This window comes from Nonomuraea sp. NPDC003709, assembly GCF_040610775.1.
Classification (GTDB): domain Bacteria; phylum Actinomycetota; class Actinomycetes; order Streptosporangiales; family Streptosporangiaceae; genus Nonomuraea; species Nonomuraea angiospora_A.
This window is the reverse complement of the sequence record NZ_JBEXMW010000013.1, coordinates 342,621-368,510: the sequence shown is the minus strand read 5'-3', so window position 1 is coordinate 368,510 and position 25,890 is coordinate 342,621. Positions and strand designations below refer to the sequence as shown.

Sequence of the window (25,890 nt, the reverse complement as noted above, 5' to 3'; positions counted from 1 at the left end):
GTTGTTATCCTCCGGGTCTTGGGGCCTTGACCCCTGTCCTTGGCTCTCACAGCCCACCACCTTCGCCGTGGCCATGCTGGGGTCGGGGCCCGGCCCCGCACCACAGCTGCAGCCATCGCCGGACTCGACCAACCACAGAAGCAATTCGCCCTTGGCCAGGCGTTCCTGCAGTCGCTGTTGCCGGCGGGCGCGCAGGACGTGGGCGGTGAGCTGCCGGTTCACGGTCAGGGTGCCGCCGCTACTTCACCGTGGCCCGGACCTGCGGGTCGGGGTCGGCGCGGCGTTCGGCGATGGTGTCGTCGAACGCCGCGATTATTCGACGGTGATCTCCTGGGTGATCTTGCGGCGGATCGTTCAGGCGTTTGGGAGGGCGTCGGTGTCGGTCAGGGTGCGCTTGATCAGGTCGGCGATCTGGGTGCGGGTGGCGGGCTCGCGCGGATCGGCTGGCGCGAGCAGGTCGCGCACCTGGCCGAGCTCGTGCTTGGCGGCGTCCTAGGTGACGGAGCCGCCGCGGTGCGGCGGCCCGCGCCGCTCCGGCCGGGAAGCCAAGCAAACCCGCAGCTCACGACCGTGAACGGAGTATCGACACCCTTCACGCGAGCGCACGGTGAGATCCGCGGTGTGAAATGGTCTTGGGGTCCGATTTGCGAGGACGATAGAGTCTGGCCCTAAGGCAGAGCCGTGCGGGGGTTGAGGAGGGGGATGTCCATCACGCCCTTATCCCTGCCGCAGCCTCCTGCGAAGGCGCCGGAGTTCGGACGAGACGCGCTGATCGTGTGCGAGAGCCTGGTGCGGATCTACCAGTCCGGGTCGGTCGAGGTGCAGGCACTGCAGGGGCTGGACCTGGTCGTGGACAGCGGGGAGATGGTGGCCGTCGTCGGAGCGTCCGGGTCGGGGAAGTCGACGTTGTTGTCCATCCTGGCCGGGGTCGACGCTCCCACCGCCGGGCGGGTGCGGGTCGATCAGTGGAATCTGCTGGACATGTCGCGGGCCGATCGTGTCCGGTATCGGCGGCACACCGTGGGACTCGTACGCCAGCAGACGGCCGCCAACCTCATCCCGTACCTGACCGCGCGGCAGATGGTCGACCTGCCGATGACAGCGGCCCGCACTCCCGGCCGGGTACGCCGCAGGCGTGCTGCCGAGTTGCTGGACCTGCTCGGCGTCGCCGAGTGCGCCGAGCGGCGGCCCGCGCAGCTGTCCGGCGGGCAGCAGATGCGGGTGGCCATCGCGGTGGCCCTTGCCAACGAGCCCAGGGTGCTGCTGGCCGATGAGCCGACCGGGGAACTGGACAGCGCCACGTCGGCCGCGGTGTTCGGGCTGTTGCGGGAGATCAACCGGCGGCTGGGCGTCACCGTCGTCATCGTGACCCACGATCCCGCGGTCAGTGGGCAGGTGGAGCGGACGGTGGCGATTCGCGACGGGCGCACGAGCAGCGAGGTATTGCGGCGTACCGCCACCGGAGATGACGGCGCCCCGCAGGTGATCGCCGAGGAATACGCGGTGATGGACCGGGCAGGGCGGATTCAGGTGCCGCGCGACTACCGGGAGGCGCTGGCGTTGACGCGACGGGTCCGGCTGGTGCTGGAAGCCGATCACGTCGCGATCCGTCCCGACGGCGGCGGGGCCGGATGAACGGCGGGTCCCTGGTCAGCGTGCGTGGCGTTCATCGCCGGTACGGCAGCGGGGCGACCGCCGTGCACGCGTTGCGGGATGTGACGTTCGAGCTCGCGGCCGGCACCATGACCGCCCTCGTCGGGCGGTCCGGCTCCGGCAAGACCACGCTGCTCAACATCATCGGCGGCCTGGACCGCCCGGACTCCGGTACGGTCCTCGTCGACGGAACGGACATCACCGCCCTCGACGAGGACGGCCTGTCCCTGCTACGGCGAGAGAAGGTCTCGTACGTCTTCCAGACCTTCGGCCTGATCCCGGTGTTGTCGGCCGCGGAGAACGTGGGCGCCCCGCTGCGGCTGGCCCGCGTACCGCCGGTGGAGCGTGAGCGGCGGGTCGCGCTGCTGCTGGAATTGGTCGGACTGGCCGCCCACGCCGAGCAGCTACCCGCTGAGCTGTCCGGCGGGCAGCAGCAGCGGGTGGCGATCGCCCGGGCGCTGGCCGCCTCGCCCCGGCTGCTGATCGCGGACGAGCCGACCGGGCAGCTGGACGCCGAGACCGGTCTGTCGGTGATGGCACTGCTGCGCGGGGTGGTGGAGTCCGAGGGGGTGACGGCGCTGGTCGCCACGCATGATCCGACGATGCTCGCGCTGGCGGATCGGGTGATCCGCATCAACGACGGGCATCTCGACGAGCATCCCGGCATGCGCTCTGACGGACGCTCCAACGGCCGGGGCGATGCGTGATCAGTAAGAGCTGTCCGTGCTGAGGCTGGTCGCCCGGCGAGCCCGTGCGGAATGGCCATTGCTGGCAGCCCTCCTGGCCGTCGCCGTGGTCGGCCCCACGCTGCTGGGCACCTGCGCCCTCCTGCTCACCCGTACCGCCGAGCAGGCCCTGGAAACCGCCGCCTCTCGCGCCACCTCCGACCAGATCGACGTCACCGCCTACACCGTCACCATTCGCGGCGAGCACGCGAGATCCGTCGCCGACGACACCCTCGGCGTGCTGACCTCGGCCCTCGCTCCGTTCGCGACAACGACGGCCGCGCGCGCGTCGTCCGCGATGCGGTCGCTCCCCAGCGCCGGTGTTCCGGCTGTGGCCTATCTGTCGGGGATGGAGGACCTGCCGGCCCGCACCCAACTGGCCGCCGGACGCCTGCCGCGGGCGGGTGTCGCGCCGACGGAGGCCGTTGTCCTGGAAAGCACCGCACGGCAGCTCGGCCTGACCGTCGGCAGCCGGGTCCGCCTCGGCAGAGAGTTGGCCGACGATCCCGACCAGAGGATCGAGGTGAGCGTGGTCGGGGTCGTACGCCCGCTGCCGGGCACCGGCTGGGACCGTGACCCCCTCGCCGCCACCGGATACGATCCGGCCTACCACGACGGCCGCTCCGCACAGCCGGTTCACGCGTACGGGCCGTTCATCGTCGACCTCGCCGACCTGCTCGGCGGCGGCTCCACCCTCGACCGGCTGGAGATCAGCGCCCACCCCGACCTGTCCGCTCCCGCCGGCCGTGACCTCGACACCGTCACCCAGGCCGTGCTCGGCGCCGACCGCCGGCTGGGGCAGACGCTCGGCGACCGGGTACGGATCCAGCGAGTCGCCTCCCGATTGCCCTCGACCCTGCTGGCCGCCCACGATCAGCAGCGGGTCACCACGGCCGCCGTGCTCGCCGTCGCCGCCATCGGCCTCGTCCTGACCGCGACCGCCCTCGCCCTCGCTGGTCGGCTCAGCGCCGGTGTGCGCAGCGACGAGACCGCCCTGCTGTCCGCGCTGGGCGTCGGCCGCGGTCAACTCGCCACCGCCGCGCTCGTCGAGGCCGGCGCGCTCGCCGTGCTCGCCACCGCGGTCGCGATCCCGGCGTCGTCCGCCCTGCACGCCGGGCTGACCCGGCTGCCGCCTATGGCCGGGGCCGGGCTCGCCACGCCTTTCGGCGTGAACGCCGTACAGGTGCTGTCCGTCGCCGGCGGCGCGCTGACGCTGGCGGTGGTGCTCGTCGTGCCCTCGCTGCGGACCTCTTCAGGAGGTGTACGCGGGCGGCGGGATCTGCTTGCCCGATCTGGCGCCGACCTGCTGCTCGTGGCGCTCGCCGCCGTCGGTTGGTGGCAGTTACGCGATCAGCCGACCGGTTCAGGGTCTCCCGTGGACGCCGTACGAGTGCTCGCTCCCGCGCTGCTGCTCATCGCCGGATCCGCGGTGGCGTTGCGCCTGATGTGGCCCGCGTTGCGCGGTGTGGAACGGCTGGCCGGACGGGCTCGCGGGCTGATGGTTCCGCTGGCCGCGTTCGAAGCCGCCCGCAGGCCACAAGCGGTCGCGGCGGGGCTGCTCATCGGGCTGGGCTGCGCGGCGGCCACGTACGGGATCGGGTTCGACGCCACGTGGCAGCGCTCCCAGCAGGACCAGGCCGATCTGTCCGTCGGCACCGATCTCGCGCTCACCCTCATCGCCCCGCCCGCCGCCGGGCAGGGCCCGGTGGTCGCCGCGGCCAGCGGGGGAGAGGTGAGCCCGGCCACCGATCGTGGCGTCGCGGTCGGGCAGTGGCTCGGCGGCGCCGGTGACCCGCCGCGGCTGATCGCCGTGGACACCACTCGTGCCGGGACGCTGCTGCGCGGACGGCTGAACGACGGACGCACCTGGAACGCCGTGGGCGCCGCTCTCGCGCCGCCGACGCGCGCCGCCGGTGTTCCCGTCCCGGCCGGAGCCGCGCTCTCCCTGGTCGCCAACGCAACCGGTACGACGCCGCTCACCGTGACGCTCCGGCTGCTGTTCCAGGATGCGACAGGGCTGCGTACTCCTTGCACCGGTGAACCCATCCCGCTCGACGGCAAAGCGCATCCGCTGCCGGACTGCGCGACGGCCGAAGGGCTCCGGCTGGTCGCGGTGTCCCTTCCATTCGCGGTCGAGACGGGGAACGTAGGCACCGGTCACTCCGATGCCCTGGCGGACCCCCCGACGGGGGACAGCCGCGTCGCCGTGACTCTCACCGTGGCGGGAACAGCCTCTGGGGCATCGCCCTGGACCGCCACCTCAGCCGGGCCGGCCCCCGGGCAGCTCGGCAATCCGGCCGTCGCCCTGACCAGCACCCCCGCGGGTACCGAGCTGAGGATGACGACGACCGTCGCGCTGAAGGGCCCGCCGGACGCCGCCAGGAACCTGGTCGCCACTGCTTTCCCGGCCCCGGGACCGGTGCCCGTCGCCGTCTCCGCCCGCTTCGCCGACGAGGTGGACGCCCGGCGCGGCTCCCGGCTCGACCTCACCGTCGGCCTCACCCCCGTACAGGTCAGCGTGGCCGAGGTGCTGCCGGCCGTGCCGTCCGCTCCGGGTGCCGCGGCCATCCTGGCCGACTTCGACGCCCTCTCCCGTGCCCTCGCCGTCAGCGGCGACTTCGACATGCCCGTGGACGCGTGGTGGGTCGGCCATCCCGCCAGAGGTGATGCGGCCGATCTCCGCCTCGGCAGCGTCACCACGCGCGCGTCCGAGACCGCCCGGCTCACGGGCGGCCCGCTGCGGGCCGGGCTCCCGGCCGTGCTCCGGCTGCTCGTACCGGCCGCAGTGCTGCTGATGATCGCCGGAATCGTCCTGCACGTGACGTTCGACCTGCGGGCCCGCGCGGTCGAGATGGCGCGCCTGCGGGGTCTCGGGATGACCCGGCGCGAGATCCGTACCGTGCTGCTCGGCCAGCACGTCGGCATCCTGCTGCCGCTGCTCGCGGCGGGCGCGGTCGTCGGCGCGCTGGCCACCCGCGTCGTCGCGCCTCTGCTCGTCCGCTCCGATACGGGCGCCGCTCCCGTCCCCGAGGTTCTGCCCGTCTGGCCGTGGGCCGCCGAGGCCGCCCTGCTCACGGGGCTGCTGGCCGGGTGCGCGCTGGCGGTGAGCGCGGTGGTCGTCGTCCAGGCCCGGCTTGCCGATGCCGCGTATCTGCGGGTGGCGTCGTGAGGATCCCGGCACCGCACTGGCCCAGCGTCGTCGGCCGCGCCCGCGCGGACGCCGGGCCGCTGCTCCTGGCCGCCGTCGTGGTGGCGGTCGTCACGCTGCTCGCCGGCGCGATGCCGCCGACGTTGTCCGCGACCGCCGACGCCGCCGTACGGGACGCGGTACGCAGGACCGGCGGCGACCTCCAGGTCCACGCCCGCATGGAAGGCGACGACGGGCCGAACGGCAGCCGCGTCCGGCACCCTCGCCTCGCCGAGGACGTCGACGACCTCCGAGCCAGGGCGACGGACGAACTCGGCCCCGGCCTGCGCGCCGCCCTGCGTCCACCCGTCGGCACCGTCACCAGCCCCACCCTCAAGATCACCGATGGCAGCGTGCTGCGTACGTTCCAGCTCGCCTATGTGGCCCGCGACGGTGGGCCCGACGTGACCTGGATCGCGGGCGGCCCGCCCCGGCCCACCGCCTCCGCGACGGCGGAGGTTCCCTACGGCGCGCCGCCGTGGCCGGTGCAGGTGGGCCTGTCGGAGGCGGGCGCCGCCGCTCTCCAGCTCCGTCCCGGCTCCCGCATCCCGCTGGCAGACGACCAGGGGAATGTCAAGAAGGTCCAGGTCAGCGGCATCTTCCGGCCTGGGGACAGCGCCGATCCCGCCTGGCGGCTCCTCCCCTCGCTACTGAGTCCCGTCGTCGGCGCGGACGGCACGGGAAGCACCCGGTTCGCCGGGCTGCTGTCACGCGACTCGCTGCCCGACGCCCGGCTCGCCTTCGGCCAGGACGAGTTGCGGCGTACCGTCTGGTTCACGCCCGAACCGACCCGGCTCACCTGGGACGAGGTCCCGTCGGTCGCCGCGAAGGTGGTCGCGCTCAAGGCGGCCTCCGGCTCCTCTGGCGCCCGGGACGGCTCGCTGAAGTGGGAGACCCGGCTCGACGGGGTGTTGCGGAACGTGAGCTCCCAGGTCGACGCCGCGTCCGCGCAGGCGTCCATCCTGCTCATCACCCTGCTCGCCGTCGCGGTCCTGGTACTGCTGCTCGCCGCCGACCTGCTGGTACACCGCCGTGCTCCCGCCCTGGCCGCCGCCCGGCAGAGGGGGATGTCGCTACCGGTGATCGGCGGCGAGCTGCTGCTCGAATCCGCCGTGATGGCGCTGCTGGCCGCGGCGGCCGGGCTCGGTCTGGCCCGGGCCGTCGCGCCGGGGGTCTCTTGGGAGTGGGTGGCTCCCGTGGTGGTCACCGCCGTCGCCGCCGGACCGGCGTTCGGCACGCTCACCGCCGCCCGCACCACCCGGGATCGCCGCGTCCCGGCCAACCGGGGCGCGCGGCGGTGGGTGCGCAACACCGTACGACTGCGGCGGGCCGCCCTTGAGACCGGGGTGCTGGCGGCCGCGTCCGGCGCCATCGTCGCTCTGTACCAGCGTGGAATCGGTGGCGGGGTGCTGCCCGCGAGCGCGCCTGCCCTCGGCGCGCTCGCAGGCGCGCTCATGCTGGCGCGGGCGCTGTCCCTCGTGATGCGCTTCGTGCTCAAGCGGCTTCTGCGGTCGAGCCGGCCGCTGGCGGTGTTCGGGGCCGCGAGGGCGGCGGCGACCTCGGCCCGGGTGCTACCGCTGCTGGTGCTCGTGACCTCCGTGGCCTTGGCCTCGTACGTGCTCACCTTGGGCGCCGCTGTCGGCCACGGGACTGCGGCTGGGCCGCTGGCCTCGGGACTCCTGCGGTTGGCGTGGGTCTCGGCGGTAACCCTGCCGGTTCTGGGCCTGCTGGGACTCGCTCTCGGCACCGCAGCCGGCGCGCCGGAGCGATGGCAGACCCTGACCCGGCTGCGCACCCTCGGGCTGCGGCCCCGGGAGGCTCGCTGGGTCGCCGCGGGAGAACTGCTGCCGCCGGTGGTGGTCGCCGCTGTGGGCGGTCCGCTGCTCGGGGTGCTGCTCGCCCGCCTGACGTTCGGCTCGCTCGCCCTGCGCCTGCTCACCGGCGCCGATCCGGCCCTGGCGGTGCCGTGGTGGGGGCTCGGCCTGGTGGCGGTCGTGTTCCTGGCGGCGGTCGCCGTCGTGGTGCCCGTCGAATCGGCGCTACGCCGCCGACGACGGCTGAGCGAGGTACTCCGCGCGGGCGGCAGCTGAGCCGGGTACGCCGCCAGGGTCACCACCGCGGCCGCCGCTACGCGGCCCTTGACCTCGGCCATCGACCCGTGATGCACCGCGGCCGCCGCCTCGAGTCCGTTCTCTGAGGGCCGGTACCCCTCGGCCCGCCACGACGCCTCCCGGGCGAGCGCGAATGCGTCGGCCAGGAGCTCGTCGAGGGACTCGCCGGCGGCCCGCCGTTCGCGTAACCGCTGAGTACGGCCCGCCAGCTTCGTGTCCGCCAGCGCCGCCAGACGCTGCCCCGATGTAGGCCCGCCGCTGGAGGCGCCCAGCCGGTCCAAGACCGGCCTTCGAAATGGTCCAGTCCCAGGCCGGTCTTCAGTTCGCGATAATCATGCTCGATCCGCCAGCGGATCTTGCCGTACCGGACCAGGTCGGCCGGGTCGGTATCGGGAGGAAGGCTGGACAGCCAGTACTCGATCGGTCGGATGCACCGCAGCAGGGGGAAGGCCCCAGCGAGGTCGACAGCGCCGCAGCGCAGGGCGAGACCTTCCGTTCTGCAGCCGCGCTCACACCGACGTCCGCGGGATGTACTGGATAACGTGCGCGAGTCGATGTCCTTTTCGTCGTTTGCGCTGGGCAGGGAAGGCTGGTCAGAATCTGCTGGCAGGACTGAAGGCGGCACCGATGAGGGTCTCGGCGGCGGCGCGGGCGTGGGCAGCCGTGGCGGGGTCCCCGGTGATGGCGGCCGTGGTCTGGGCGCCTTCGGCGAGCAGGGCCAGCTGCGGGGCGAGGTAGCCGGGACCACCCGCCTCGCGGACCAGGTCGGCGACATGGCACTGGAAAGAGGTCTTCTGCTCCCTGACCGCCTCGGCGACCCGGCTGCTGCCACCGGCCAGCTCGCCGAAGAAGTTGATGAAGGCGCAGCCCCGGAAGTCGTCCTCGCGGAACCATTCCGCCAGAAAGTCGAAGACGGCCAGCATCCGGTCGCGCGGCGTGCGGGCGGCGGCGAGGGCGCGGGCCACGCCGGTGTCCCACTGCTCGGTCCGGTGGCGGAGCACTGCCAGGACGAGGTCGTCCTTGGAGGGAAACAGGGCGTAGATGCGCTTCAGCGAGACACCCGCCTCGGTGCGGACGGCGTCCATGCCGACGGCCTGGACACCGTGGGCGTAGAACAACCGGTCGGCGGTGGAGACGACCTGGTCACGTGCTGTTTCCTCATCGATCACGAGAGCTCCAGTTGCGCAGAGAACCAGCGTTCTCTACTGTAGTGGACATACGCGGAGAACGATCGTTCTCTAGCGGATTGGAGGGAGATTTCTCATGGGCCACATCAAGGTAGGCACCGAGAACAGCACCGACGTCGAGCTGTACTACGAGGACCAGGGATCCGGTCAGCCGGTCGTCCTCATCCACGGCTACCCCCTGAACGGGCACAGCTGGGAGCGTCAGACGCGCGAACTGCTCGCCGCCGGCTACCGGGTGATCACCTACGACCGCCGCGGCTTCGGCCAGTCGAGCAAGGTCGGGAGCGGGTACGACTACGACACCTTCGCAGCCGACCTGAACACGCTGCTGGAGACGCTCGACCTGCGCGAGGTCATTCTCGTCGGGTTCTCCATGGGCACCGGCGAACTCGCCCGCTACGTCAAGAACCACGGCCACGAGCGCGTCGCCAAGCTGGCCTTCCTGGCGTCGCTGGAGCCGTACCTGGTGGAGGCGGACGACAACCCCGCCGGAGTACCGCAGTCGGTGTTCGACGGCATCGTCGCCACTGCCCGCGCCGACCGATACGCCTGGTTCACGCAGTTCTACAAGGACTTCTACAACCTGGATGAGAATCTCGGCACGAGGATCAGCCAGGAGGTCGTCGCCGCCAACTGGAACACCGCCACGACCTCCGCCCCGGTCGCCGCGTACGCGGTGGTGGCGGCGTGGATCGAGGACTTCCGCCAGGACGTCGCGGCGGTGCGCGCGGCCGGAAAGCCGTCACTCATCCTGCACGGCACCAGGGACAACATCCTCCCGATCGACGCCACCGGGCGTCGTTTCCACGAGGCGTTCCCGGAGGCGCACTACGTCGAGGTCGAGGGCGCCCCGCACGGCCTGCTGTGGACGCACGCCGATGAGGTCAACGAGGCACTGCTGGCCTTCGCCGCCAAGTGACCCCGCCGCCGGGGTGGCACTACCCGCTACCCCGGCGGCTGCCTGGCCACGGCGTGCGGCTCGTCCCGGGTTGTTCGCTCAACCGCAGCCCTAGCCCGCCCGCGAAGTCCCTGACCAGCCTTCCCTGCCCAGCGCAAACGACGCAACGCCTTCTGATAATGACTACCGTTTCTTGGAGCCTCACAGAGAGACGAACAAAACGGAGCCAGCCGGAGTCGTACCCGTTGTTAGATCAACGGGGAGGCTTGATGCTGCATACGGGAATTGCCGCGCTGGCAACGGCGGCGGTCGTCGGCACCCTTGGCGGGCTGCCGAAGGGGACGCTGTTCATGGAGTCGCACCCACCTGCCAAGTCGGGGGAGGCATACGAGAAGAGCGACTCCACAGGCAAGGCCCTGCGGCTGGACCCGTGCGACACCGGCAAGGCGTGGGACACAGGCCGCGTGGCGGTCAGGACAATGGTCTACACCTCGGATGACGACATGGACATGAAGGACGAGCAGCTCGTCCTCTACAAGAACGTCGCGTACGCCGAGCGGGCGATGCGGCAATTACGGACGCGCCTGGCGCGCTGCGCGGTCGTGGACAAGGGCTACCTGCGCCGCTCGCGCTTCTTCACCAAGCCCGCAACCGCGGGCGACGAGGCGCTGCGGGCCGGCAGCGTGAATCACGAGACCTCCTTCAGGTACGTCGCGATGCGGCGCGGGTCCACGCTGTACGTCGTCGGAGAGACTGGCCGAGTGTCCAAGAGCCTGCCGCTGAAGGACTTCCGCGGCCTGGTCGGGCAGGCGCGGAAGATGGCCGTGAGGGTGTGCGACGTGCCCGGGGCCGACTGCTGAGACGCTCCGAGATCGGCGCCACGATCGAATACCACCGCAGTCAGATCCGCACGCACCTGGGCTTTCGCACCTGCACGACGGTGGACGCGACGAAGCTCGCGGTGTGGCTGGCCGAGAACGTCAAGGAGGCGGTGCTGCGCACCGGCTGCCTGAAGCCCGTCACCTCGGTGGCCACGTCCATAGCGAGGACGCCATCCCCTACGTGCGGCGCCGCTATCTGACCCCGCAGGTCGCCCAGGACGTCGCGAACGCGACGTTCACCGTCTGGGACGTGGAGTTGTAGGGCGAGGGCACGACCACCGTCGCCTCCGACTCCACACACGTGCGCGCCTACGACCAGAACATCTTCACCGAGTGGCATTCGCGGTACGGAGGTCGCGGCATCCTCATCTACTGGCACATCGAGCGCGGGTCCATGGTCGTGCACTCCCAGACGTTGTGTGCCTCGGCCTCGGAGGTGCACGCGATGATCGAGGGTGCGGTACGGCACGGCACCACGATGAAGGTCGAGGGCAACTATGTGGACTCCCACGGCCATGTTGTTACATGGACACCTCACGTTCTGCAGACCTCACTGGCAACACGATGTAGCCAGAGCAGCCTCCCGGGTGGGACGTCGATCCTGGAGGTGTCGATGCGCGTACGGCAATAGCACCTGGACGGCGGAAAGCTCCGGGTCGAGTTACTCAACGATGAGGGCGAACCCGTCGAGGTGGTCTCGGGCTTCCTGCGGTTCCTTGCGGCCCGCGACTGCTCACCCAACATCCTCATCGCCTATGCCTACGACCTGCGTCACCTCTGGCGGGTCTTCGCTCGCGATCTCATCAGCCAACTCGAACGCCTCACCGGCAAGACCGTGCAACCAGCTGCCTGACTAAATCCCATCGCAGAAACCTCACCTGAGATCGTGGTCGAGGTTCGCTGCCGCCTGCCCACGAACTCATCAATTTTCGAGCCAGGCGGAGCAATCCCCCTGCTCGGCTATTGGGCGGGCTCATAAGTTGCGGCGAATCTCGCGAAGAAGGGCAGACTCTGCCATGTCGCTGGGCGGAGCGGGGACCAGGACATCATGATTCCGGACTGGCCGTGTTCAGTCATCGCCGCGCTTGGCTCAGTGGCTGTGGGACGGCGCCTGCCTGATGCCCTCCATCCCGGTGTGGCGTGAACTTTTGTCGCGGGTTTTCGGCAACAAGGATGATAGGGCGCCCGCGGCGCCGGGGGAGGGAGAGGCGGGGGTATGCGACCAGGACCAGAAGTCGGCCACGCGGCGGACACGGACGTCGGCATGGTGGTGGGGTCGGACGCCGCCGTGGTGGCCGCGTCGGTGACGGATCCGGACGTGTTCGGGGAGCTGTACCGCCGGCACGCGCCGGCGGTGCACGGTTTCGTGTTGCGGCGGATGGGGACCGAGCACGCGGATGACGTGACGGCGGACACGTTCGTGACGGCGTTCCGGATCCGGGGGCGGTTCGACCGGCAGCGGGACAGTGCCCGTCCGTGGTTGATGGGGATCGCGGTGCATCAGATCTCGCGGCGCTGGCGTGCCGAACGTGCTCACCTCAGCACGCTGGCGGCGCTGGAGGCGGTTCCGCTCGGCCACGGCGTGCCGGACGCGTCCGAGGCCGCGCTGGCCCGGTCGGTGGATGTCGGGCTGTCCGCCGCGCTGCGCTCCCTGCGGCGGGGTGACCGGGACGTGCTGCTGCTGGTGGCTTGGGCGGAGCTGGAGTACGCCGAGGTCGCCGAGGCGCTGGGGATCCCGCTCGGGACCGTACGCTCCCGCCTGCACCGCGCCCGCCGTCTCGTGCGGGACGCCCTGACGACGACCCAGGAGAGCTGACATGGACGCGGAGATGGATGAGATGACGGCGTTGCGGCAGATGGGTGAGCGGCTCGGGCCGACGCAGGTCGTACCCGGCGCGCAGGTGGAGGCGGCGGTACGGGCCCGCACCGGCCGGGGCGCTCGGCTCGGGAGGGTCGTGGGCCGGAGGCTGCGGTGGGGCGTGCCGCTGGCAGCGGCCGCGGCGGTCGCCGTCGTGGCGGTGACGGCGCATGGGCTGCTCCCGTTGGGCGCGCACGACGGGACGTCGCCGGCTGCGCCGCCCGCCACAACGGCGGGGCGGCCGGCGACAGCGGAACCGGCGGCAGATCCGCCGCTGGCGGCCGCCCAGTATGTCTACACCCGGGTCCGGTTCGTGGAGCGGGCCCACGGCGGCGACAAGGGGTGGGTGGAGAGCACCGGGATCGATGAGAGCTGGGCATCGGCCGACGGCCGGGGCGCAGCCGTCCAGCACAACGGGGTGCGCCGTCCGGCAGGGGAGTCCTCCTATTCGGTGATGAGGCCCGGTTGGCACGTGACCACCCAGCTCAGCGCCGACATGCGGGCGGGGAAGGCCGGGCAGGACCTGCGCGGGGACGTGCGGTTGCCGTGGATGGCGTCACCGGGTGTCATGGTGCCGGCGCTGCCCACCCCGGCAACGGTGGAGTCGGTCGAGGGCTGGCTGACCCAGATCGAGCAGGCGGCCGTGGGAGACAACCCGCGACGGGTGGCGGCGCTGCGGGCGCCCACGTGGGCGTTCGGGCCGGGGAACCAGCCGGAGGCGGTGGACGTGTTCGCGCTGATCCCGCCGTCCGCGCGTGAGGCCGTGTTCCAGGCCGTGTCGCGCCGGGCGGGTGCGACCAGGAGCGAGGTCACGGTCCAGGGCGGCCGCCGGATGATCGCGATCGACGGGGCCGGCGGCGGGGGCATGGGCGACGACCCCTGGCAGCGGATGTTGTTCGACCCGGTGTCCCACGCGTTCATGGGGATCCAGGATCTGCTGCCGGACGCCGAGGACAGCGCGAAGGCCGGGACGGTCGTCAACGAGTACCTGATCGAGCAGCAGGCTGTGGTCGACCGGCCCGGCCGGCTGCCGGACCACAGCATCCTCCCGGTCCGGCTGATGCCGTCCGACCTGCCCGCCGCCGACCCCGCACGGGCCTACCTCGGCAAGTGAGATGTCCAGGGACGTTGCCGGTTCCGGTGCTCGCGAACCGGAACCGGGCGGCACCTGCATCATCGAACCCCCGGACTCCGCACGGCACCGTGGTGCGTGCAAGCCTCCCTTGGAGGCGCCGTGAGCGATCCGATCCGCGTCATCATCGCCGACGACCACCCCATCTTCCCTCCTTCAGTCGGTTTTCTGCTCTCCGTCAAGGTGCCCGGTTCTGCTCGGTCGTTTCGTGAACGGCTTGCGGTCGTTCCCTTCTTGTTTCGCGTCGTAGCCGCGGCTGTCACGGCCTCGGCCGCATCGCGGAGTGAGCCGTTTCCCTAACGCCGATCGTCTGGTGCCGTTCCGCACCGTGACCTCGGCTTCAGGTCAGGGACTTCCAGAAGGCGCAGCGGTGTTCGCGGGCGAGGTTCACCTCGGCGATCCCGTCCTGGCCAGGGGCGAGCGACAGCACCTGGCCGCGGGACGCGCTGTAGGGCGACCACTCGGCTGCCTGATCGCCGTTGGGGTTGCCGTCGTGGGCGAAGCGGGTCCAGTAGCCGATCATCTCGTCGGAGAGCTGCCGCTGCGCCGGTGACAGGGCATGGCCGGCGTACGCGCGGGAGAACAGGTACTGGAGCTCCCCGGCATGGTAGGCACCCGTCGGATAGCTCTGCGGCGGCGCCTCCTTGAACCACGGCGCCGTCCGGTCCGCGAATTCGTACGCGTAGGTGGGCACACGCCGGCCGAGCAGCTTGTTCGTCTCCACCGCGGGACAGGCCCACGCCCAGTCGGTCAGCGTGCTCGCCATCGCCCAGCTCGTCGAGCCCCTGTAGTCGCTCAGCGGGTAACGGCGGATCACCTTGGCGGTCTGCTTCTCGTCCAGCCCCAGGAACTTGCCGAGCACCGCCGGGTAGTCCTTCCGCGCGATCGGCCCGCCCGCCTCGGCGTCGAAGCCGACCTGGAAGGTGACGTGCTCATCCCGGGTGATGCCGTGCATGACCGGTACCTGGGCGAACGCGCCGGACCTGAGCTCGCGTACGGGATCTCGGGGGAGCACTCCTCCGCCATAGGCCGGTGCGAGCCCGCGCGGGCCGACGGCCTTCAGCAGGACGGACACGGACTTGGAGCGCAGACACGCGGCGGCTGTGCGCGGGTCGGCGCAGCCTGCGGCGGTGGCGATCTCGATCGCCTGCTTCTCGGCCTGCGCCCGCGGCTTGGGACGCCAGGTCTCCGCATCCGGTCCCGCCGAGCTCGGGGCCCATGGCCAGCGCAGGGTGCACGGTCCGCTCTGCATGATGACGCGCTGGAACAGGCCGCGAGATCCCGGTGCCGTCAGGTGGACGCAGCTCGACATGCCGCCGGCGGATTCTCCGAAGAGGGTGACGTTGCGTGGATCGCCGCCGAACGACGCCGCGTTCGCTCGTACCCACCGCAGTACCGCCTGCTGGTCCTCGATCCCGAAGTTGCCGGACCCGTGCCGGGCCGGACCGCCGTTCAGCGCGGGGTGCGCCAGGAATCCGAGCGCATTGAGGCGGTAGTTGAACGTCACCACCATGACGTCGCCCTTGGCGGCCAGCCGCTCCGCGCCGTAGATCGCTCCGGAGCCGCCCAGGAAACCACCGCCGTGGATCCACACCATGACGGGCAGCTGCTTCGTACGAAAGGGGTCGGATCGCCTTGGTGTGGTCACGTCGAGGTACAGGCAGTCCTCGGTGGTGCTCGGCTTGTCCCCGATGAAGTCCATGGTCTGGGCGCATGAGGGACCGGGCCGGGTCGCGTCGCGCACTCCTGTCCATCCGGCGGCGGGGCGTGGCGATCCCCACCTGAGCGCCCCCACGGGCGGCGCCGCGTACGGGATGCCCTGAAAGAGTCGGTAGTCCTTGTGCAGCGTGCCTCGGACGAGTCCCGTTTCGGTACGGACCACCGCCGGATCCGCGCCGGCCTGACGGCTCGCGGCTGTCGCCAGTGGGGCTGCGGTGAGCGCGGTGAAAAGGCAGAGGAGTACGGTCATGGTGGCCCGAAGGCTGTTTCTCATGGGATGCCTCAAAGTCGTGACGACAGCGGGGTGAGTGAGTCGGGGAATTCCTTGCTCAGACGGCTGGGGAGCTGATCACTTCCATGGGTCCGCGCCGCATGGCGAGCCGGGCCGAGATGAGCGTGACCGGCACCACGATCAGCATGATCGCCGCGATCATCGCCAGAAGCACCCAGATCGGGCCAGTGGGTACGATCGAACCGACGGCGATGGCCATCGGGAGGACGGTGAACGCGGCGATCACCGTGCCCACCGCCACGCTGATCGCGGCCACGATGGAACCCTCGACGACCAACATCCGCCGTACCTGCCGGCGGGTGGCGCCGGCGAGGCGCTGCGCGGCGAACTCCCGGCGCCGCGACAACACCGACACGGCCAGTGTGTTGACGGTGGCTATGGCGGCGTACGCGATCGCCAGCACGGCGAGGAGGTAGCTGATCCAGGCCTGCATGCCCAGCTCCGCGGAGAACATCGCCGACAGGCGGCTCCGGTCGCCGACAGCGATGTCCGGCCAGGCTCTCGTGTGCTTCTCGAGCGCGCTGACCAGCGTGTCCTGATTCGAGGCGGCGCGTACGAGGATCGCGGACGGCAGGCCCGCGGTCGTGTGCGGGGCGAGCAGTCCGGCGGGCAGCACGACTGCGCCCTGGTCGGCAGGGCTGTCGAGCAGGGCGATGACCTTTACGTCGGCGGGCGTGCCGTCCCCGAGCCGTACCCTGATCCGGTCACCCAGCTTGATGCCGAGTTCCTCCGCCTGGGCCTCGGGCAGGGCGGCGGTCTCTCCAGTGAGGCCGCGCAGCGAGCCCGAGGTGACCGGGGTGGCCAGGACCGGTGCCTTGTCCTGGGTGTCGATGCCCAGCAGGGTGCCTGGGTCGCTGCCGCGAGAGTCGTAGGGCTTCTCGATCCAGCCTCTGCTGGACACGAGCTCGGACGCGCCGGCCACATCGGGTGTCCTGCGGATTTGCGCCAGGAGAGCGGCGGAGACACCGCCTGCGCCGGAGGTGATGACGGCGTCCGCCTGGAACTGCTCCACCTGGCGCCGTACGGCGGCGTCATCGTGTGTCGTCTGTGCGTACACGTTGCTCAGGGCGATGGCCGTGGCCAGCACGAGGGGTGTCAGCACGGACGCGAAGTGCGTGGCCCTGGCCCGGGTGTTGATGACGGCGAGTACGCCGCCCGGCCCGCCGGTCTTGCCGATGACGCCGGCTGCCCTGCCGACCAGCCGGTCGAGCAGCTCCGGGCCGACCAGCGCGACGGCGACGCCTCCGGTGAGGACCGCCGGGCCCCCGACTGCCGATGCGGTGTCCGGATCAAGGAACATCGTCGTCACGGCCAGTATCACGGTGGCTCCGGCCAGCACGACGGCGAGGAGCCGGCGCGTCGGCCCGACGCCCGCTGGGGGGATCGCAGCCTCGGCCAGGGCCTGGATGGGCCGTACCCGGGCGGCGGGTAGTGCCGCGAGGACGGCGGCCAGCCAGGGGATCAGCAGGGCCAGGAGGAGTCCGGCGGCGAACGCGATGATGCCCGGCCGGAACTCCAGCTGCGGCGGCACGACACCGCGTTCCGCGCTCAGGGAGAAGATCGAGCGGCCGAGCAGCCCTCCGAGCGGCGTTCCGGCGAGCGCCGCGAGCGCGGACACGAGCATCGTCTCGGCCACGACCATGCGGTGGACCTGCCGAGGGGTGGCCCCACCGGTTCTGAGCAGTGCGAGCTCCCGCCGGCGCCCGCGTACGGTGAGACTGATCGTGGCCGACACCACGAGCGTCATGACCACGAGCACCAGGCCGCCGAAGATGCTCGACAGCAGGATCAGGGGCAACCGGCTCGCGGTGATGCCTGCGAACTCGGCCGTGCCCCGATCGTCGCCCGTGAGGATCGTCAGATCCGCGGCAAGCCTGCCCTCCAGCCGCCGCGCCAGTTCCTCGGCCGAGGTGTCGCCGGCGGGGAGCACGCCGATGGCGTCGGCCATGCCAGGGCGGGGGGAGAACCGCTTCGCGTCCGGGGCCGAGAAGAAGATCGCTGGGGCATCGACCTGGTGTCGCGTCTGTGCGACACCGGTTACGGTGAAGGACTGCGGCTGCCCGCCGACCACGATGTCCATCTTGTCGCCCGGCCCCTTGCCGGCAGCGCCGGCCAGGGCGGCGTCGAGCACGACCTGGCCGGCGGAGCGCGGCTCCGCACCCCGGCCCAGCGTGTACGGGGTGAGCGCGGCGGACTCCCACCCGTGTCCCGTCAGCGGCGTTCCCAGCAGCCGGCCCCTCGCGACCACGACAGCGGGGAAGGATAAGTCCGGGATCGCGCGGCCGACGCCGGGTATGCTGCCCACCTGGGCCACCAGAGCCGGATCCACGCGCGGCCGTTCGGCGTAGGGCACTGTCTCCGGCTCCTCGTCGGGCAGGTGGAAACCGGCTGAACCGGCGATGACGACGGCGGCCCCGCCGAGCCGTTGCGCCGGTGCTTCGAGGCGGATGGCCGACTCGAAGAGCCCGGCGCATGCGGTGAGCAGCGAGCAGCCGAGCAGCACGGCGGCGAAGGTGGCGAGGGACTGCGCAGCACGGAAGCGCAGGCTGGCCAGAGAGAGTCTGATCATCGCTGACCTCGTGCCGCGCTGTCGTGTTTCTTCGCGGGGGACGCCTTCGCCAGGGAGCCGAGCCGGGCCAGGCGATCGGCCACCTCCGCGGCCGTGGGGGAGGGGATCTCCGCCACGAACTGGCCATCCAGGAGGAAGATCACGTTGTCGGCGTACGACGCGGCGACCGGATCGTGGGTGACCATCACGATCGTCTGCCCCATGCGGGCGAGGTCGCGGATCAGCGTGAGCACTTCGACCGCCGTGTGGCTGTCCAGCGCTCCCGTCGGCTCGTCCGCGAAGAGCACCGACGCTCTGCTCGCCAGCGCGCGGGCGATGGCGACCCGTTGCTGCTGGCCTCCGGAGAGCTCACCGGGGCGGTGCGTGACCCGGTCCTGGAGACCGACCCTGGCGATGACCTCCGACACCCAGGCCGGGTCTGCCTCGCGTCCGGCCAGCATGGCGGGCAGGGTGACGTTCTCGCGTACGTTGAGGGCGGGCATGAGGTTGAACGCCTGGAAGACGAAGGCGACGTGATCACGGCGCAGGAGGGTCAGGTCCGTCTCGCTCATCCCAGCCAGTGGCCGGCCGGCGAGGGTGACCGTGCCGGAGGTCGGCTCATCGAGACCGGCGGCGCAGTGGAGCAGTGTGCTCTTGCCCGAACCGGAGGGCCCCATGACCGCGGTGAAGCTGCCCGGGGGGAAGCCGATGGACACCCCGGCGAGCGCCGTCACCGCGTTCTGGCCGCTTCCGTAGGTCTTGCGCACCTGGTCGAGGTGGACCGGCGCGTTCGCCGTCGTCATCGGGAATCCCCCGACAGCCAGGCGCGGTACTGACCTTCGGCGACGAGCCACAGCGCGCCCACCACGGCACCGCCGACGACCACGCTCCACAACCACCACAGGTCGGAGAACTGCCCTCCGATGAAACCGATCATCAACCAGACGGCGAGCTGGATGAGGACCGCGCCGAACCACACCAGCGTGACGAGGCTCAGCAGGCGCGGCAGAATCGTCGGCTCCGAGCCGGACAGGCCGCTCAGAGCCACTCCCAGATCGTTCCGCGTCCTGGCGGTGGACAACCGGGCACGCCGCTCGTCCGCCTGTTCACCAGAGATCGATCCGGCGAACTCGGCCCGGTCGAGCCGGTCGGCCGCCGCCTGCCGCTCCGCCGCCGACACAGGCACTTGCCCGGGCCTGAGGAGGCGTCCCACTAACGCCTCCGCGCTGTCCGACTCGCTCACTTTCAGCCTCCTCATCCTGGTCCAGCAGAATTAGTGTAAGGCATGAACAGTTTTCTTGTCGTGGGATGATGCTCCGTGGTGGATGACAAGAGGGAGGCGGAGCTGCCGCCCGGTATCGCGCTGGCGTGGGGCTTCACGCCGTCCGCGCGACGGCGCGGGCCCAAGCCGGCCTTCAGCGTCGAGCGGATCGTCGCGGTCGCCGTCGAGGTCGCCGACGCGGAGGGCTTCGCCGGGCTTTCGATGCCCAAGATCGCCGGGCGGCTGGGCGTCACCGCCAACGCCCTCTACCGCTATATCCGCTCAAAGGAAGAGCTGGTCGTCCTGCTGGCCGAGGCCGGTTGGGGGCCGCCTCCCGAATCCGTACGGCAGGCCGGAAACTGGCGCGACGCGGCCGCCGAGTGGACCCGCGCCATGATCGGCCGCGCGCAGGTACACCCATGGGTGCTGGACGTGCCCGTCCACACCGCCCCCATGACGCCTCATCTGGTGGGATGGCTGGAAACCTTCCTGGAGGGCATGGCCGATTCCGGGCTGAACGAGCAGGACACGCTCGGCTGCGCCCTGCTCCTCGACGGTTACGCGCGCAGCGTCGCGCGTCTGGCGCACACCATGAAGGAAACCGCGCAGGCGGAGGCGTCAGCGGCGACGCTCGAGTTCCTGCTGCCGCTGCTGGGCGATCGCGGCTATCCGAGAGCGGCCACGCTGATGATGAATCTGGCCTACATCGAGGACGAGCTTCCCCAGAGCGACGTCGAATTCGGGCTGAACCGGATTCTGGACGGTATAGAGGCCCTGATCGCCGAGCAGAAAACGGAGACGTGAAGCGGCTGCCGTCACCGGACCCGACCATGGGCCGCGCCTCCGTGCCAGGCCCGCCGACCTGGTGCGTCGTGTGGCGCTACCGGTGTTCGACGACTCGCATCCCCGCAGAGGGGACCGATGGTCATCTCGACCCGGTCGGCCGGCTTGCTTCGGGTTCGGGGACCCAGGCGTCGTCCGGTGCCGACAGCCAGTCGTGCGTGGCGGTCAGATCGTCCACTGCCTCGTGGAGGGCGCGCAGGCCGGGGTGATCGAGGTCGGCGCGCCACACCATCGTCCAGGGGAACAGGGCGACCGGGTCGTTGAGCGGACGCAGGACAGCGCCGGGTACGGCCGGCTGAGTGGTCATGGTGAGGATGGGTGCGTTGCGGTCGCGGATGTGCTGGACGAGCTCATCGACGCCCTGGACGTGTGGATGTGCCATGGCCGGATCGACCCCGAAGGGGGCCAGCAACTGGAGGACCGCGTGCTCCCAGCCAGGTGTCGCGTGGTTGCCTGCGCGGATGCACACCCCGGTGCCGCGCAGCGACTCCAGTGACACGACGTCCAACCGAGCCAGCGGGTGGTGTTCGGGCAACAGCACAGCGATGGGCTCGTACCGGGCAACGCGGTGGCGCACTCCCTTGAGCAGCCCCGGATGGCGGCCGAACGTGACATCCAGTCGTTCGGACAGCACCAGCGGCACAGCCGCCTCGGTGCCGGTGTAGAAGCGGGCGAAGAACTCCACCCCTGGAGCCCGCGCACGCGCCGCCGCCAGGACCAACGCGGGGGTGAGGCCGGAGCCGACGACGTCGACGGTCAATGAGCGTGGCTGGCCGCGTAGTTCCAGCATGGTCGAGTCATAGAGCGCCAGGATTTCTCGCGCCCGGCCCAGCAGCAGACTGCCTGCCGACGTGAGCGTGACACGGCGGGTGGTGCGCTCCAGCAACCGGACACCCATCCGATCCTCCAGGCGCTGGATGTCGCGGCTGAGGACCTGCTGCGCCAGGAAGAGCCGTTGGGCGGCACGGCTGAAATGCAGCTCCTCCGCCACGGCCACGAAGTTGCGCAGCAGCCGCATCTCCACGTCGTCAGGCACGGCTCCGTTTTACCCGATTAACACACTTGGCGCGTAAGTATCACTCGAACAAGTGTTGGACCCTGTGCGGTGAGGTCGGCCAGGATCGCATCACGAGATCCACCGTGGAAGGGAGGAGACCATGGCCGCACGAGGGACGGTCACGCTCTACTACGGACTGACCGGTGTGCTGAACGCGTTGTGGGGCGCCACGCTCCCCGCCACGAACGCACGACTGGACCTCGGCGAAGGGCTGCTGGGCGGCCTCCTGATGGCCCTGGCCGCCGGGGCGCTCGCGGCGATGCCGGTCGCCGGATGGCTGGCTGATCGGTGGGGCGGGCGGCGCGTGCTGAAGGCGGCCGCTCCAGCCGCGTCGTTCGCACTGACCGGCTCCGCCGTCGCGGCCTCCGTCGAGTCGCTGATGATCGCCGTGATCGTACTCGGAATGTCGATGGGCGTGCTCAACGTGGCGTTGAGCGTTCAAGCCGTGGCCGTCGAACGTGCGCTGGAGCGGCCCATCATGGCGACGATGCACGGCACCTGGACGCTGGGTGCGGTGGCGGGCGGCGCGGTGGTCACGACAGCTCTGCGTGTCGGTACGGACGTGCGGCTGCTGATGGCCGCCGGTGCGCTCACGCTGGCTCTGGCCATGCTGGCGGCCGGCGGCAAATTGGACGAGCCGACGCCGCCGAGCCCGGACGTCCGGAAGGAAGGCAGGACCGTACAGAAGTCGGCGCCGCTCCGTCCAGGGCTGGTGATCGCCCTTGGGGTGGTCGGTGCTGCCGCCTTCATCACCGAGGGCGCCGCCACGGACTGGGCGGGTGTGCACGCCACCCGGACACTCGGTGGCGATCTGGCAACAGGCTCGCTGGTCTACACGGTCTTTTTCGCGGCGATGACGCTGGTGCGCTTCCTCGGTGACGCCGTACGTGCCCGGCTCGGCGCCGTACGCACCATCCGGCTGGCCGGCGGCGCCGCTACCGCCGGATATGGCCTGGTGCTGCTGGCGGGTGCACTACCCGCGGCCGCGTCGACGCGCGTGGGGTGCGCCATCGCCGGTTGGGCCCTCGCGGCCGCCGGAATGGCGGTGGTGTGGCCGATCGTGACCAGTCTGCTCGGAGCGGGCGACGGGAGCGCTCGACGGCTCTCCATGGTCACCACCATCAGCTACGGCGGAGGCTTGGTCGGACCGGCGCTCATCGGCTACGTCGCCACGGCGGCGACGCTGTCGCTGGCCCTGGTGATCCCGGCGGCCCTGGCCCTGGTCGTGGCGGCCGCGGCACCGCCCCTGTTCGCCGCGGTCATCCGGACCCAGACCACCACCTCGAACGCTCACCGTCGAGCCGATGCCCCCAGCTCCACCACATGACTGACCTGCCGGCCGCATCGCCGGCCGGAATTCCACCCCGTGACCGGAAAGGGCTAACTCCCATGACCCATTCGTCGACCATTCCCTTCACCAGCCACATCATCGAGATCCCGGGCGGACGCCTGTATTACGAGGTGCGCGGTCAGGGTCCGCTCGTGGCGCTTCTCGGCGCCCCGATGGACGCCACCTCCTTCGCGCCGCTGGCCGACCTGCTGGCCTCCGACCACACCGTCCTCACCACCGACCCGCGCGGCATCAACCGCAGCCCACTCGATGACCCCGGCCAGGATTCGACCCCGCCGCTGCGCGCCGACGACCTGTCCCGGCTGCTCACACATCTGGACGCCGGACCGGCCACGATCCTGGGCTCCAGCGGCGGCGCGGTCACCGCCCTGGCTCTGGCGCAGACCCATCCCGAGCAGGTCCGCACCGTCATCGCCCACGAACCCCCGTTGATCGAGCTGCTGGCAGATCGTGAGCGGCTACACGCCACAACCGATGACCTCATTGCCACATATCTCGCCGGCGACGTCGTCGGGGCCTGGGCAAAGGTCATGGCCCAGGCCAACATCATCATGCCCGAGGGCGCGTTGGAGACGATGTTCGGCGGGGACCGCGATCCGCGGCAAGTCGCCGACGAACGCCGCTGGTTCGCCCACGAACTGCGGGCGACGACCCGATGGCAGCCTGACCTGGACGTCCTGCGCGCGACCCCGATCGACATCGTGGTCGGCATCGGCGACGACTCGAGCAGGCAGCTGTGCGACCGCACCTCTCGGGCGCTGGCCACGGCACTGGGCCTTGAGCCCACACTGTTCCCCGGCGACCACACCGGCTTCGTAGAGGACCCCGATCGCTTCGCCGCCCGGCTGCGCGACGTCCTGCACGAGCGCTGAGACCGGAACATCTCCGCCAGGACCCAGAGCTCGCTTCTTTCCCTGCGGCGAGCCATCGGACCACCAGTGCCGCGGTGCCGAAGGTCACCCGGCTTGTCGGCGCCCGCTCGGCCTCCGCCGGGACCATCCGGTCGCGTACGTGTCCGGGCGGCCCATCGACTCAAATGAGCTGACGGGCCCGGGCGCCCCAGCCCTTACCCGAAACGGAGGACTCCACCATGGTTGATGACAAGAGAACGACGACGCGCGAAATCGATGTCACGTTCACCGCCTCAATAGTTGCCGATTCCAACAGCGGTTGGCCCTGCGTGCAGATGTCCGGCTCGGCGGACTTCTTCGGCACCGGGAAGGCCGTGAAGGTCGCAGGCACCGTGGACGGGCACGCCTATGAGGCAACCATGCTGCCGATCGGTGGAGGCACACACATGATGCCGCTTCGAGCGCCATTCCGGAAGATCATCGGCAAGGACCTCGGCGACGAGGTGACGGTGCACCTGAGGCGTCGGTTCTCTTAGGCAGGGCATGTAGACCTGATTCAGCGCTGTGGCCCTGGCTTTCGGTCGGCCTAGCACGGGTTGGCGGACACCGAACTTCGCCGGGTGGCGGCTGATCGCCTTTCCGGCGACGCTGGTGGCCACCGCACTGGAGGGTCGGCTACAGGCGGCCAGGCCGAGGGGCAGCTGGGCGGTTTCGCCAGGTCGTCGAGTCCTTGCGCGGCGGCGTGGAGATCGCCGACGAGATGACGGAGAAAGCATCGGTGACCGGACCCCCGCCGAAGACGATCTTCTCCATCACGCGCTCACTGGAATGCTGACGTCTACCCGCACCGGCCCGGCGAAGGAGAACGCTGTGCGTCAGGCCATCGACACGGCACTGCTGTCTCTCCTCGGCTGGGTCAACCAGGCGATGTTCCGGGTCTCTGGAGGCCGCGTGGTGCTCTACCGCTTCGGCATGAGATGTGTCCTCCTCACCATCACCGGACCGGCCGCGCCGGTCAGCCAGACCCTGGTCGTGGGTTACCTTCCTGACGGGGATGACCACATCGTCCTGGCCACCGAAGCGGACGCCGGCCTCCCGACGGCTTTGCGCGTCGCGGACCGGGAGCAGTTCGACCGCTGCCCCAGCCGATTCCAGCAGTGGTGCAGCGGCTAAACGCCGAGGGTCCGCGCGGTAGGCAGCGAGATCCTCGCTGTCGGGAAAGATTATGAGGTGGGTCTGAGCTGAGCTCAGGGCCGCCGCCGGAACGGGGCGAGCGTGGCGCGCACGAGATCGGCGGCGCCCCAGTCGGGGTCGAACTGGGCGATCACGGCCAGGTGCTGGCGCAGCTGGAGGATCGGCATGCGTTCGCGCCAGTCGCGGTCGAGCCCGGTCAGCTCGGCGTACAGCTCGAAGAACACGTGCGCCTCGGGCGGCGGCGCCGTCGTCCACAGGTGGGCCAGGTCGACCTCGGCCCACGTGTACGACACGGCCGGGTCGATCAGTGCGGGCCGCCCGTCGGGGGCGGCCATGACGTTCAGCGCCCACAGGTCGCCGTGTGTCAGGCACGCGGGCCTGACCGGCAGCAGCTCGGGCAGCCGGTCGCACAGCCGCTCCAGCGCCGCCCGGTCCGCGACGTCGAGCGCCTCCCGGACGCGACGCTCGCCGAGCCAGCGCAGCAGGCGGTGCTGGGCGAAGAACTCGTACCCGTCGTCATCCCAGGTGTTGACCTGCCGACGACGGCCCAGCCAGTTGTCCCGATGCCACCCGAATCGGGAGTACCGCGTGGTGGTGTGCAGGTGGGCGACCGCATGCGCGAGCTGCTCCCAGAAGGCCTCGGTGCCCGGCCGGGGCTGCAGCACGGACAGCACGAGCAGGTCGCGGTCCGCGAGGATGATCTCGGGCGTGGCGACGCCGCCCGCCTCGCGGAGCATGGTGAGCCCTTCGGCCTCCGCGGCGAAGGCGTCGTCCGACGGCGGCTCGCCGAACGCCTTGACGAACACCGACGTGCCGTCACCGTGGCGCGCGAGCCCCGCGGTCGCGGCGAGGCCTCCAGTGGCTGGCTCGACCGCGACGACGTCGGTCAGGCCGGCCGCGTGCAGGCGTTCGAGCAGGAGGGACGTCGCGTCTGTCACGGGTGTACTCCTCTCTGCTGGTCACGCATCATGGCAAACAGGGCCGAGCCCGCGGCGGCTCACTCATTGAGCGTCGCTGGACCGCACACCCTACCCCTGAGCACTGACAACCGCCGCGCCGCCCTTCGGGGCTGACGTCACGCGGCGCAAGTAGGGGGCCAGCGCTGTCATGGCGCTGGCCCCGCTGCTAACGGTCCGCCATTC

General features: G+C 70.9%; 25 protein-coding genes and 2 pseudogenes. 16 read left to right on the top strand and 11 right to left on the bottom strand.

What is annotated here, in order from left to right; all coding sequences use genetic code 11:
- Positions 1-222: hypothetical protein (locus tag ABZX61_RS35865; protein WP_355200560.1), on the bottom strand; the 222-nt coding region annotated here is incomplete at its 3' end.
- 480 nt (positions 223-702) lie between these two features.
- Between ABZX61_RS35865 and ABZX61_RS35860 the strand changes: the two genes are divergently transcribed.
- The 4 genes from ABZX61_RS35860 to ABZX61_RS35845 are packed head-to-tail and all read left to right on the top strand — an operon-like array spanning position 703 to position 7,655.
- The gene (locus ABZX61_RS35860) at positions 703-1,635 is read left to right on the top strand and encodes an ABC transporter ATP-binding protein (protein WP_319709680.1); all 933 of its coding nucleotides are present in this window, start codon (positions 703-705) and stop codon (positions 1,633-1,635) included.
- Between the two features lie 20 nt (positions 1,636-1,655).
- Positions 1,656-2,360, top strand: a complete 705-nt coding sequence (locus tag ABZX61_RS35855) for an ABC transporter ATP-binding protein (protein ID WP_355200558.1) — start codon at positions 1,656-1,658, stop codon at positions 2,358-2,360.
- Between the two features lie 16 nt (positions 2,361-2,376).
- The gene (locus ABZX61_RS35850; protein ID WP_355200556.1) at positions 2,377-5,547 is read left to right on the top strand and encodes an FtsX-like permease family protein; all 3,171 of its coding nucleotides are present in this window, start codon (positions 2,377-2,379) and stop codon (positions 5,545-5,547) included.
- Positions 5,544-7,655 carry an FtsX-like permease family protein gene (locus ABZX61_RS35845; RefSeq protein ID WP_355200555.1) on the top strand — a complete coding sequence of 704 codons (2,112 nt, stop codon included), beginning with the start codon at positions 5,544-5,546 and terminating at the stop codon, positions 7,653-7,655. Before ABZX61_RS35850 ends, ABZX61_RS35845 begins: the two co-directional genes overlap by 4 nt.
- A gap of 56 nt (positions 7,656-7,711) precedes the next feature.
- Here ABZX61_RS35845 and ABZX61_RS35840 read toward each other — a convergent pair.
- The 3 genes and pseudogenes from ABZX61_RS35840 to ABZX61_RS35830 form a co-directional block, all read right to left on the bottom strand.
- Positions 7,712-7,957 (bottom strand): annotated as a pseudogene (locus ABZX61_RS35840) (hypothetical protein); the annotation flags it as partial.
- Positions 7,945-8,100 (bottom strand): annotated as a pseudogene (locus ABZX61_RS35835) (transposase); the annotation flags it as partial. The pseudogenes ABZX61_RS35835 and ABZX61_RS35840, both read right to left, overlap by 13 nt.
- Positions 8,101-8,269: 169 nt before the next feature.
- Complete coding sequence (locus ABZX61_RS35830; RefSeq protein ID WP_355200553.1) at positions 8,270-8,845, bottom strand: TetR/AcrR family transcriptional regulator; 576 nt, start codon at positions 8,843-8,845, stop codon at positions 8,270-8,272.
- A 94-nt stretch (positions 8,846-8,939) separates the two neighbouring features.
- Between ABZX61_RS35830 and ABZX61_RS35825 the strand changes: the two genes are divergently transcribed.
- The gene (locus ABZX61_RS35825) at positions 8,940-9,782 is read left to right on the top strand and encodes an alpha/beta hydrolase (RefSeq protein ID WP_355200551.1); all 843 of its coding nucleotides are present in this window, start codon (positions 8,940-8,942) and stop codon (positions 9,780-9,782) included.
- 248 nt (positions 9,783-10,030) lie between these two features.
- Entirely contained in the window at positions 10,031-10,621 is a 591-nt protein-coding gene (locus ABZX61_RS35820; protein WP_355200549.1) for a hypothetical protein, read from the top strand.
- Positions 10,622-10,661: 40 nt separating this feature from the next.
- Here the strand turns inward: ABZX61_RS35820 and ABZX61_RS35815 are convergent, their stop codons facing one another.
- The gene (locus ABZX61_RS35815) at positions 10,662-10,802 is read right to left on the bottom strand and encodes a hypothetical protein (RefSeq protein ID WP_355200547.1); all 141 of its coding nucleotides are present in this window, start codon (positions 10,800-10,802) and stop codon (positions 10,662-10,664) included.
- A gap of 141 nt (positions 10,803-10,943) precedes the next feature.
- On the opposite strand from ABZX61_RS35815, the gene ABZX61_RS35810 reads away from it, so the two are divergent.
- From ABZX61_RS35810 to ABZX61_RS35790, 5 genes are all read left to right on the top strand, one after another.
- Positions 10,944-11,273 carry a Tn3 family transposase gene (locus tag ABZX61_RS35810; RefSeq protein ID WP_355200545.1) on the top strand — a complete coding sequence of 110 codons (330 nt, stop codon included), beginning with the start codon at positions 10,944-10,946 and terminating at the stop codon, positions 11,271-11,273.
- 60 nt (positions 11,274-11,333) lie between these two features.
- Positions 11,334-11,495, top strand: coding sequence for a hypothetical protein (locus ABZX61_RS35805; protein WP_355200543.1), 162 nt, complete (start codon positions 11,334-11,336; stop codon positions 11,493-11,495).
- Between the two features lie 363 nt (positions 11,496-11,858).
- A complete protein-coding gene (locus ABZX61_RS35800; RefSeq protein WP_355200542.1) occupies positions 11,859-12,458 on the top strand; it encodes a sigma-70 family RNA polymerase sigma factor in 600 nt (199 codons plus the stop codon).
- 1 nt (position 12,459) lies between these two features.
- Positions 12,460-13,614: a hypothetical protein gene (locus ABZX61_RS35795; protein ID WP_355200541.1), complete on the top strand. Its 1,155-nt coding sequence runs from the start codon at positions 12,460-12,462 to the stop codon at positions 13,612-13,614.
- 120 nt (positions 13,615-13,734) lie between these two features.
- On the top strand, positions 13,735-13,932 hold the full coding sequence (locus tag ABZX61_RS35790) for a hypothetical protein (RefSeq protein WP_355200540.1): 198 nt from the start codon (positions 13,735-13,737) through the stop codon (positions 13,930-13,932).
- Positions 13,933-13,972: 40 nt separating this feature from the next.
- Here ABZX61_RS35790 and ABZX61_RS35785 read toward each other — a convergent pair whose 3' ends face one another.
- The 4 genes from ABZX61_RS35785 to ABZX61_RS35770 all read right to left on the bottom strand — a co-directional run bounded on the left by ABZX61_RS35785 (position 13,973) and on the right by ABZX61_RS35770 (position 19,434).
- A complete protein-coding gene (locus tag ABZX61_RS35785; RefSeq protein WP_355200539.1) occupies positions 13,973-15,601 on the bottom strand; it encodes a carboxylesterase family protein in 1,629 nt (542 codons plus the stop codon).
- Positions 15,602-15,680: 79 nt separating this feature from the next.
- Positions 15,681-18,212 (bottom strand): FtsX-like permease family protein, encoded by a 2,532-nt coding sequence (locus ABZX61_RS35780; protein ID WP_355200538.1) that lies wholly within the window; start codon positions 18,210-18,212, stop codon positions 15,681-15,683.
- Positions 18,209-18,994, bottom strand: coding sequence for an ABC transporter ATP-binding protein (locus ABZX61_RS35775; RefSeq protein WP_355200536.1), 786 nt, complete (start codon positions 18,992-18,994; stop codon positions 18,209-18,211). Before ABZX61_RS35775 ends, ABZX61_RS35780 begins: the two co-directional genes overlap by 4 nt.
- Positions 18,991-19,434 carry a DUF1707 domain-containing protein gene (locus ABZX61_RS35770; protein WP_355200534.1) on the bottom strand — a complete coding sequence of 148 codons (444 nt, stop codon included), beginning with the start codon at positions 19,432-19,434 and terminating at the stop codon, positions 18,991-18,993. The genes ABZX61_RS35775 and ABZX61_RS35770 overlap by 4 nt, the downstream gene beginning before the upstream one ends.
- A 75-nt stretch (positions 19,435-19,509) precedes the next feature.
- Between ABZX61_RS35770 and ABZX61_RS35765 the strand changes: the two genes are divergently transcribed.
- On the top strand, positions 19,510-20,256 hold the full coding sequence (locus tag ABZX61_RS35765; RefSeq protein ID WP_355200532.1) for a helix-turn-helix domain-containing protein: 747 nt from the start codon (positions 19,510-19,512) through the stop codon (positions 20,254-20,256).
- A gap of 121 nt (positions 20,257-20,377) precedes the next feature.
- Here ABZX61_RS35765 and ABZX61_RS35760 read toward each other — a convergent pair whose 3' ends face one another.
- Positions 20,378-21,331, bottom strand: coding sequence for a LysR family transcriptional regulator (locus tag ABZX61_RS35760; protein ID WP_355200531.1), 954 nt, complete (start codon positions 21,329-21,331; stop codon positions 20,378-20,380).
- Positions 21,332-21,452: 121 nt separating this feature from the next.
- On the opposite strand from ABZX61_RS35760, the gene ABZX61_RS35755 reads away from it, so the two are divergent.
- From ABZX61_RS35755 to ABZX61_RS35740, 4 genes are all read left to right on the top strand, one after another.
- Positions 21,453-22,679 carry an MFS transporter gene (locus ABZX61_RS35755; protein WP_355200530.1) on the top strand — a complete coding sequence of 409 codons (1,227 nt, stop codon included), beginning with the start codon at positions 21,453-21,455 and terminating at the stop codon, positions 22,677-22,679.
- A 62-nt stretch (positions 22,680-22,741) separates the two neighbouring features.
- Entirely contained in the window at positions 22,742-23,575 is an 834-nt protein-coding gene (locus ABZX61_RS35750; protein ID WP_355200528.1) for an alpha/beta hydrolase, read from the top strand.
- Between the two features lie 218 nt (positions 23,576-23,793).
- The gene (locus ABZX61_RS35745; protein ID WP_355200526.1) at positions 23,794-24,090 is read left to right on the top strand and encodes a DUF1905 domain-containing protein; all 297 of its coding nucleotides are present in this window, start codon (positions 23,794-23,796) and stop codon (positions 24,088-24,090) included.
- A 334-nt stretch (positions 24,091-24,424) separates the two neighbouring features.
- The gene (locus tag ABZX61_RS35740; RefSeq protein WP_355200525.1) at positions 24,425-24,727 is read left to right on the top strand and encodes a hypothetical protein; all 303 of its coding nucleotides are present in this window, start codon (positions 24,425-24,427) and stop codon (positions 24,725-24,727) included.
- 74 nt (positions 24,728-24,801) lie between these two features.
- On the opposite strand, the gene ABZX61_RS35735 is transcribed toward ABZX61_RS35740, so the two are convergent.
- Entirely contained in the window at positions 24,802-25,686 is an 885-nt protein-coding gene (locus ABZX61_RS35735; protein ID WP_355200523.1) for a fructosamine kinase family protein, read from the bottom strand.
- Between the last annotated feature and the right edge of the window lie 204 nt (positions 25,687-25,890).